8 protein-coding genes and 1 pseudogene are annotated in these 8544 nt (G+C 35.2%); 2 read left to right on the top strand and 7 right to left on the bottom strand.

Features of this window, described 5'->3' with window-relative positions; translation table 11 throughout:
* Positions 1 to 27 precede the first annotated feature (27 nt).
* Positions 28 to 882: pseudogene (locus tag J7E38_RS23800) on the bottom strand (alpha/beta fold hydrolase).
* Between the two features lie 144 nt (positions 883 to 1026).
* Between J7E38_RS23800 and J7E38_RS23795 the strand changes: the two are divergent.
* Together J7E38_RS23795 and J7E38_RS23790 are read left to right on the top strand one after the other, a co-directional pair.
* Entirely contained in the window at positions 1027 to 1866 is an 840-nt protein-coding gene (locus J7E38_RS23795) for a tyrosine-type recombinase/integrase (RefSeq protein WP_192473806.1), read from the top strand.
* Between the two features lie 139 nt (positions 1867 to 2005).
* The gene (locus tag J7E38_RS23790) at positions 2006 to 2488 is read left to right on the top strand and encodes a hypothetical protein (RefSeq protein WP_192473805.1); all 483 of its coding nucleotides are present in this window, start codon (positions 2006 to 2008) and stop codon (positions 2486 to 2488) included.
* 132 nt (positions 2489 to 2620) lie between these two features.
* On the opposite strand, the gene J7E38_RS23785 is transcribed toward J7E38_RS23790, so the two are convergent.
* The 6 genes from J7E38_RS23785 to J7E38_RS23760 all read right to left on the bottom strand — a co-directional run bounded on the left by J7E38_RS23785 (position 2621) and on the right by J7E38_RS23760 (position 8323).
* On the bottom strand, positions 2621 to 2965 hold the full coding sequence (locus J7E38_RS23785) for a hypothetical protein (protein ID WP_192473804.1): 345 nt from the start codon (positions 2963 to 2965) through the stop codon (positions 2621 to 2623).
* 152 nt (positions 2966 to 3117) lie between these two features.
* A complete protein-coding gene (ltrA, locus tag J7E38_RS23780) occupies positions 3118 to 4446 on the bottom strand; it encodes a group II intron reverse transcriptase/maturase (RefSeq protein WP_192473803.1) in 1329 nt (442 codons plus the stop codon).
* A gap of 681 nt (positions 4447 to 5127) precedes the next feature.
* Complete coding sequence (locus J7E38_RS23775; protein ID WP_192473802.1) at positions 5128 to 5574, bottom strand: hypothetical protein; 447 nt, start codon at positions 5572 to 5574, stop codon at positions 5128 to 5130.
* A 154-nt stretch (positions 5575 to 5728) separates the two neighbouring features.
* Positions 5729 to 6091 (bottom strand): hypothetical protein, encoded by a 363-nt coding sequence (locus tag J7E38_RS23770; protein WP_192472132.1) that lies wholly within the window; start codon positions 6089 to 6091, stop codon positions 5729 to 5731.
* A gap of 488 nt (positions 6092 to 6579) precedes the next feature.
* The gene (locus tag J7E38_RS23765) at positions 6580 to 7491 is read right to left on the bottom strand and encodes an ABC transporter permease subunit (RefSeq protein WP_192472131.1); all 912 of its coding nucleotides are present in this window, start codon (positions 7489 to 7491) and stop codon (positions 6580 to 6582) included.
* Positions 7484 to 8323 carry an ABC transporter permease subunit gene (locus tag J7E38_RS23760; protein WP_353049965.1) on the bottom strand — a complete coding sequence of 280 codons (840 nt, stop codon included), beginning with the start codon at positions 8321 to 8323 and terminating at the stop codon, positions 7484 to 7486. Before J7E38_RS23760 ends, J7E38_RS23765 begins: the two co-directional genes overlap by 8 nt.
* Between the last annotated feature and the right edge of the window lie 221 nt (positions 8324 to 8544).

Here is an 8544-nt window from a genome sequence, read left to right as displayed (position 1 = left end):
TCATTACAGGAATGCTGCCCCTATAGTTCAATAAGACACCTTTTCTTTTAAGTAAGTTAAGATGACTTGTCTAAACAACGACTTTTCTTCAAGGAAGGGGTAATGGTTGCTTTCGTTAAAAACAAATAGTTGTGAATTTGGTATTAACTCATTTATTTCTACGGAGAAAGAAAGCGGGCATTGTACATCGTATCGGCCACTCAGTATTAAAGTATTTGTTGAGATTTTTTCTAACTCACGGGTTACATCAAAGATCATTTCTTCCCTAATAAAAAAGTTCATTCTTGCAGCAGACATCTTTTTATGTATGCCTAAAGAAAAGTATTCATCATACTTATCCGGGTGAAATAGAGACAGTTTCGTTCTCTCTTTTGAGAAAATCTCCCTTTCACTATGTGATAAATTGGAGCGTTTTAAAGTCTCAATAAGTTGCTGCATTCGGTCAAAGTTTGGATGGTCTGGATGATAGATACATTCAGAGGATGAATTCGCATATTTCCTGGCAGCAGCCCCCACAATTATTAGTGAAGTTAGAGACGTAGAAAAATGAATACCGTAGATGATTCCTATCATACCTCCTGTCGAGTGCCCGGCAAAGGTCCATTTGGCATACCCCAACGCGTCTCGGATTGCTTCAAGGTCTTATACAGCATCAAACATGCTCAACTCATGAGCCTCATTAGCCTTACTTGAATTACCGGCTTGTTTTAAATTCACAAGGTAGACCGTATTATTCTCTGTCAAAGAGTCTGCAAAGTAATCACCAGTATTATTAAACTCTGAATAATGATGAGTGACGCAAATTGGATTGCCCTCACCTTTTACAAAGACCTCAAAGTTTCCGCGTACGGTATTAATTGTTTTCGTTTCCCAGTAGGTCATTTCTAAATCTCCTTACCTAGCTAGATATCTTTACATTAATAGTTTTGGAATAAATCTTTCATTACTATTGAATACCTTGAGTCTTAATTTCTATAAAACAGGCAATAATTCCTCTTAGTATCCAATTAAATGGGAGGGATTTGTTTGTTATTATCAACTGCGTGGAAATCCTATGAAGCTGATAAACGTATAGAAGGCTTTTCACCTTATACTTTAAAAGCATATGGAATCCAAGCAAAGCTACTCATTGGTTATTTTAATGATCAGAATATCGATAGTTTCGACACAGAAGGATTAAAGAAATATCTTGTTACTCAAGGTAAGGACTTAAAACCCTCTAGTATGGCTCACAGGATTCGATTCATGAAGTCATTGTTTCGCTGGTGTCACGAGGAAGGGCATATTCCCCTTAATCCAGCAGCAAAGATCAAAGAACCGAAAGCCGGCAAGAGAATCCCAAAATTTTTATCAGAAAGGGAAATTGAACTTTTGCGTGAAGCCTGTATCAGTCCAATGGAGAAGGCATTATTTGAAATAATGTTCTCGACTGGCTGCAGGATTGGAGAAATCGCGGCACTTGATCGCAACTGCATTAATTGGTCTAACCGCTCTGCCATTGTCAGAGGAAAGGGTGATAAAGAACGCGAGGTCTATTTTAATATCCGAACCGAACTCTGGCTGAAGCGATATTTAGATAATCGCCACGATAAGGATCCAGCCATTTTTGTAACGGAGAGAAAGCCCCACAGAATGAGTATTGCACAGATGAGGTATTACATAAAGAAAATCTCAGCTCGTGCAGGCATCAATAAAGAAATCCATCCTCACCAACTAAGACACAGCTATGCCACCCACTTATTAAACAATGGAGCACCAGTAGAAGTCATTCAAAGCCTTTTGGGTCACGAGAAAAGCGAAACCACTCGAATATATGCCCAATTAAGCGGAAGGCTGAGACAGGAGTTTTATCAGAAATATTTCTAACAAAGTGAAGAAGCAACGCAAATTATGCGTTGCTTCTGTACTCTTGCACCCGTTAGTTTAAGTGCATTGATTCACTTAATAACATTTGTATAACTAAGACAGTATCTCCACACATTATATATAGAATGGAGGAGAAATAGTGAAAAAGATTATAATGATAATTTCTGCACTTTGTATAGTAAGTTTCTTCCCTGAATCATTGATTACAACAGAGGCATCAGATAAAGCCTTACAAGAATTACCTGAATTTACGACTTCAAGTAAAGAAAAAAACCATCTGTATGGTTCTTTTATTCTTGAGCTGTACCATAATGAAATAATGAAAGCTATGGAGGATTATTACAACGATAACAATATTAACGGCTATGCACCACATTCACAAATTGATACGGTATCAATTTCATTTAAAGGAAATAAAGAATATAAAGGTATGGAAAAATACTCATATATCTTGAAAATCAGTTTAATTCCTTCATCCAGTAATGGAAAAACTTTCGGGACTGATACTTTATACTTTGCGGTCGAGCCATCTCGTCAAACAACGAAGAACTTTCCTGAAAAATATCCAGCAGTTGAATTGATAAAGTACGAACACAGTAAGCCTCCGCAAGATACAAAATGATTATCAAGAACACATAATGTGTTCTTTTTTATTTTTATTGAGTTAACCTGCTCCGTTTGTTCAATAAGTAATTCAAAAAAGGTGGTAAACCACCTAGTTTACCACTCCTTTGTTTAACATTTCTTTTTTTGATTATTGACTCTCTTTCTTAGTCTCAAGAAAACGAAGGGCTTCCTCAATATCATAAGTTTTTAATTTTAATTTTTTCATTTCTCCTGCGGTTTCAAATATAAATACTGCTGGGGCTTTTTCTATTTCGTATTTAGGATATTTTTCTTTTGCTGTTTTTAAACTTGTTAGGTATTGCATTTCAACCACGGAATATTCGTTATTAGTGAATTTACTAAATTTCTCACTAATGTTTTCTTCACCCTGAACAATTAGGACAAAATACTTTTCATCAGATTTTTCACTTGAAGAGCAGCCTACAATTAAGGCTAATAAAAAGAATGAGCAAACAATTAACAATCGCTTCATATTATCCCCCCTAGAACATACAAATTTTCTGTCTCCTTTTCTTGAGCTAGTCGAGTAGAAGGGAGCCTTTCTACCTTGCGGTAAATTGTACTCCTCCCCCCTCACAGAACCGTGCTTGCGCTATTAACGCACACGGCTCCTCCAATTATCATTTACAAAATGTAGCTAATCTCTTTTCTTAAATCGTAAATATTCACTTTGATTCTTGGTGAAGGTAGTGGATATTTATTAAGAAAGAGTCTGAATTTATCCCAGGTAAAGGATTTCCTTTGGCTTCTTCTGTTTAGCCATTTAAACAGTAAGTACTCAATTTTCGCTTTAAAGTTGTTAACAGTTTGGGTATTATCTGTGATGCAATAATAGTTGTAATAACCTGTTAGTGAGCGTTTAAATCTATCCATAATCATATGGATATCTTTATTCCTATTATTCTTCAGCCATTCTTTGGTATCTTTTAGTTTACCTTGGACTTTCCTCCTGCTGGTTTTCCGCTTTACTCGGAACTTTCCGTGTTTACTTATCCCACAATAGTGTGTGAATCCGAGGAAATCAAAGGTATCTGGTTTGCCAGTCTCGTCACGTTTTGCATTCTTTTCCGCAAACCGTCCGAAGGGAATTATTTTAGTTTTATCCTCGGCTATTTCCAGGTTAAATTTCTTTAACCTCGCTTTTAAAGAATGGAAGAATTGCTGGGCTTCACTTTTATTCTGAAAACAACAAACAAAATCATCTGCGTATCTTACTATATATGCCTGGCCTTTACATTGTTTCCTAACCACTTTTTCAAACCATAGATCAAGAACGTAATGGAGATAGACATTGGCTAATATCGGAGATATCACTCCACCTTGCGGTGTACCATTATCTGTCTTGTATTTCTTACCTTCCTCCATGTATCCACCTTTAAGAAACCTGCTGATTATTCTCAGTAGGTTAGGGTCTGTGATTCGGAGTTTCAAGAATTCCATCATCCATTTGTGGTCAACGTTATCAAAGAACCCTTTAATATCTACATCGACTACATAACTTACTGCTCTCTTCTCAATATATTGATTCAGTATTTTCAGCGCATCGTGGCAGTTTCTATTTGGACGGAATCCAAATGAGCAGTCTAGAAAGTCATTTTCATAGATGGCATTTAGTATTTTCGTAATGCCCTTTTGAACAATTTTATCTTCATGTTCCGGTATTCCCAAAGGTCTCATCTTGTTTGAGTTGAGCTTTGGGATATACATCCGTCTTACTGGAACAGGACGGTAACTTTTGCTTTTAAGCCTACTAACTAAATCCTCTATGTTTTCTTCCAAGCTGTCACTGTATTGTTCTTTTGTCGTACCGTTGATACCAGTTGCCTTTTTATTAGGCAATTCATGATGACACTGAGTTAAAGATTGCTCATTCAATAAATGTGCAAGAGAGGTAAACTTCATTTTAGGTTCAGATTTTGCTAATTCTGCTATCCTTAGTAGTTTTGTTTCCATTTATTATTCCTACCTCTGTGTGTAGTAAATGTGTCCCTAGTAAGAGTGATAACTGGTAGCTAGCCTTCCCTCCATCGGCATTACCCAACATCATTGGTACTACGCTGCTATCCGACTCCCTACCATCGGCATTTGGTTTCCTTGCTTGTTATCGCTTGTAGACCATACTCTTCACAAGAAAAGACCGGTAGGGTCTCCCGAGTTGCCGTATCATATCAATGTGTAACGTGCCAAGGTCTCTGACTCCAGGGAGGCTTTACCCTTCTTGCCTTTAGTGAAGGATAAAATATTGCTTTCTGCACGCAGGTAAGGCATCAGCCCTCCCGATTTACTAACGATTATGGAGCTCAATCCCTTCAACCATTTGGCTTTCGGCCCGTCACCTAACTGTCTACGCTTAAAGGCTAAAGTTACCATTAGCCCTCCAAGACTCGCTACGAGCGAATGGCTAGTTCTTACTCGGCGGGAATCCCACCCGCTATATGATACGACCTGGGCTCGGCCGCACACCTGCTCCGTTAGCTCAATAAGGAATTCAACAAAAAGGTGCCTTAATCCTTCTTGGATCAAAGCACCCTATAGTTTAAGTGTAAAGTTTCACATTTTTACTATCTATCTTACCCAAATAAAAAAAGGACATTGTTTACACAACGCCCAATTAGATTTTTAAATACCCCTTGGTTAACTAACTGTATTAACACGTTCATTCTTATACCTAGACGGATTTATTTTTATTAAGGAAATGACCCCTGAAAGTAAATAACAAACCCAAACAATTTGAATAGTAGTAAAAGAAGAAAATCCTGTTGAACCACTGATAAAATCACCAATTGGTAAGTGTAAGAAAACTGCTAAGAACATCAGGTATTTTTTATTAAATAATACAGAAGTAAAAGCTAAACAAGCAGGAATAAACAATAATATGTAATACATCATTCTCTCTGATTGCATTTCACTTATACTCGCTTCTGAACCACTAGTTGATATGTATGAGGTATTAAAATCAATTAACCCCCATAATAAACTTCCATCCCAATGGTATAGCCCCCAAACTGCAACTCCAAGGATTGCTCCAACTAAACCAATTATAAAAGCAATTTTTTCATTTAACGTACGAGATGAAAGCAATGGAAAACACTCCCTTTTATTTTTTATATAATAAATTCTATTCTAACTATGTTTTTTCCTTCTTAAACATAACTGCTCCGTTTGTTCAAGAAGGAATTCAACAAAAAGGGCGTTAATCCTTTCTGGATAACACCCCATTAATAGAAAAAGCTATTTAATCAATGGTTAATCGTTTAGTTTCATTTACCAATGAAATTTTGCCCAAAATACCTATAACATCTATATCTAGTACGTATGACGAATTTTCATAGTTACGATATTTCAGTTCTCTGTTCATTAGAAATGTGCCTGGTGAATATCCTCCGCTCACAACTTGCATTGTAATTACCTTATTTTCCCCATGTTCAATAACTTTTAACTTAAATGCATCACAATTATAATCTAAACAATTAACATCATAAGTTTGTTCCATCCACATTACAAAATCTGATTCATTTGGTTTTGTTAAAAAGAATGTTGTGCCAATAATCGCAATTACTCCAATTAAAGACAAGGTAATCAATTTTCTCTTTTTCATTAAACACTCTCCCTAAAAGCAGATATCAATATATTTTTAATTTTTCACACCTTTTTAAACAATCCGGCTTCGTTTATTTAATAACGAAAAATAATTTTATTAATATCTTATAATCTTCTGAACCCTCGGTTGGATGGTTGATTTTTAATTTTGTATTTATAACCAATCAATATAGAGATGTAAAATAAAGCTAACAATCACAATAATTGATACAACATTTACCCAAATAGGCTCTTTTTTTTCGTCCATTTTTTTGCTGACTTTCCTATGGTAATCCTTTTGGATTTTTTTCTTTTTGTAATCTGAATTCAAAAAGGATCGACCCCTTTCTTACTCAAATGAGTCCTAAAAAGTTTGTTAATAACAGATTCTTTACAAACAATGTAAAGTCGTTGTTAATTGACTTGTTGTTTTAAACTAAACCGTTCATTCAATAAGAAATGATGATAATGTAACGTCTATTACTTAGCACTTCAACCCTTCTTTAATTATATTTTTCGGTTAGTATCTTCAAACTTGTTCACAAGTGATTTGATCAAAATCAAGAAAACTACTGATATTAACAGCGGACCAAAAAAGGTCCAAGGTGCAGTCAAGAATTCATCCTTTCCTTGACCTATCATGCCTGCCCATTCACCTGATTCAGACAAATACTTTGGAACTACTTCTTCTGCTGCTGCAATGTTTCCTGGCTTGGATCCACCGATAAAGTATTGAAAAACCCCTAATTGAATAAGCAACAACAAGTTGATAGATAATTGCTGAAGAAATGTAACGATAAGCCTGTCTTTTAAAACCGGGATAATGTGCTTAGTATAAATACGCCAACTACTTGCCCCTAATTGATTGGAAGCTTCAATGTATTCATTTTTCAATACATTTCGAGATTCTTTTGTCAGTACAGCAGAGAGTATTGGGATCCCAATGAAAACAAACAGGAAAAACTGATATAGGATGATTTTCAAGAAACCCATTTGAACAATTGCTTCTTTTAAATCAGGAGATAAGAGCAGCACTAAGATAAGGCCAGGTATATATTTAAAAGGAATGAAGACCGTTTCAACCCATTCACTTATTCTTTTAAATGGAAAAACGAGAAAATAAGCTATTATCAAGCTGACTAAAATTCTTAAGAATGAAACTCCGGTAATAAAAAGGATTGTATATTTGGCACCTTCTATCATTCTAACAGCAAGGTCGTTTCCAACTTTATCAGTTCCTAATGGATGAGTTAAAGAAGGTGGGAATGGAGCCTTCCCAATAACCTCGCCGCTTTCGTTATAACGGATACGTTCGGGTTCGGCATCTGTTTTAAAAATAGATGAATATACAACGCTAACAAACAACACCAATAGCAATAGTCCTATGATTAACAACAATGGTTTTTTAAAATTATTCATGCTGTGGTACCCCGATTTTTCTTCCTATGATTTTAATTAACAGCATTATTAAACTATAAGGAAGTAGAATCAAACCGACGGCAAGGATAAAGATTTCAGGCGAAACAAACCTATAAAGCAATAATGTGAAGCCATCAATCAAAAATAGGTATTCTACTAAAATAAAGCTCGTAATCATCATCCAGTATATGAGCGATAAATATTGAGAAAAAGAATATATGATATTTCTAATTACATGTTTTGTGAATACCTCCAGCTGACTAAGCCCCTTAGCCCTTGCAAAGTCTACATACAGTTTTTCGTATTCTTCTTCGAACAAAGTAATCATGATTCTGATCAGCATAAAAAGAGGTACCAGCATGAGACAAATAATGGGCATGATGTACACTTCTGTGTTCAAACTATATATTTGTAAAAATTTAAGCCCCGTCTTTTTATACAAATAAATTACTCCAAACTGAAAGCTCATGATAATAAATACATCCGGCAAAGTTTCGAGGATAGAAATAATCTTTCTAACTAACCTTTTAGCTTTCAAAGGGAGCCAAAGGTACATATAAACAAAAGTAAATGCAAAAATAACACCAAGTAATAATGCGCTAAACAACACTGTCATGGAGTAGCTATACGCCTTTGGCAGATATTCAAATACGGAAATAGTTTTGACCATGTGAGGGATTAGTATCAACCCATCTTTTAATGAGAGTAAATTGCCGAAGGTAGTTTTAACTGTATTCAAAAATTCGAGTGGATAAAACCCCAAAATGTTTTGGTTGTAAATTAGTGAATTCATAGAAGCTAACATAAGTACGGTAAGAAAAAGTAATACCACTTTCAAGAAGAGTTTTATTCCTTTTAACAATATGTACACGTTAAGAAACTGTAAGTAATTCTTCATTTAGTCTCCTTTCTCATAAAATTCCGCTAATATTTAATACGAATAACATGTTAAAAAGTTCCATAATTAGTAAATGTATGCACGGCGACCTTTAATTAATCTTAATAATATTAAAGAATCATTGTGCAACTAAACTGCATCTATAGAATTCCTGT

Source organism: Bacillus sp. ISL-35 (assembly GCF_018613355.1).
GTDB lineage: Bacteria > Bacillota > Bacilli > Bacillales > Cytobacillaceae > Mesobacillus.
The sequence above is the reverse complement of the archived record's forward strand: the minus strand, read 5'-3'. Positions and strand labels throughout refer to the sequence as shown.

Excerpts from the sequence above, each read along its gene's own strand:
- J7E38_RS23785 (WP_192473804.1), bottom strand. The coding sequence starts at position 2,965 with ATGAAGCGATTGTTAATTGTTTGCTCATTCTTTTTATTAGCCTTAATT.
- ltrA (WP_192473803.1), bottom strand. The coding sequence starts at position 4,446 with ATGGAAACAAAACTACTAAGGATAGCAGAATTAGCAAAATCTGAACCT.
- J7E38_RS23770 (WP_192472132.1), bottom strand. The coding sequence starts at position 6,091 with ATGAAAAAGAGAAAATTGATTACCTTGTCTTTAATTGGAGTAATTGCG.
- J7E38_RS23765 (WP_192472131.1), bottom strand. The coding sequence starts at position 7,491 with ATGAATAATTTTAAAAAACCATTGTTGTTAATCATAGGACTATTGCTA.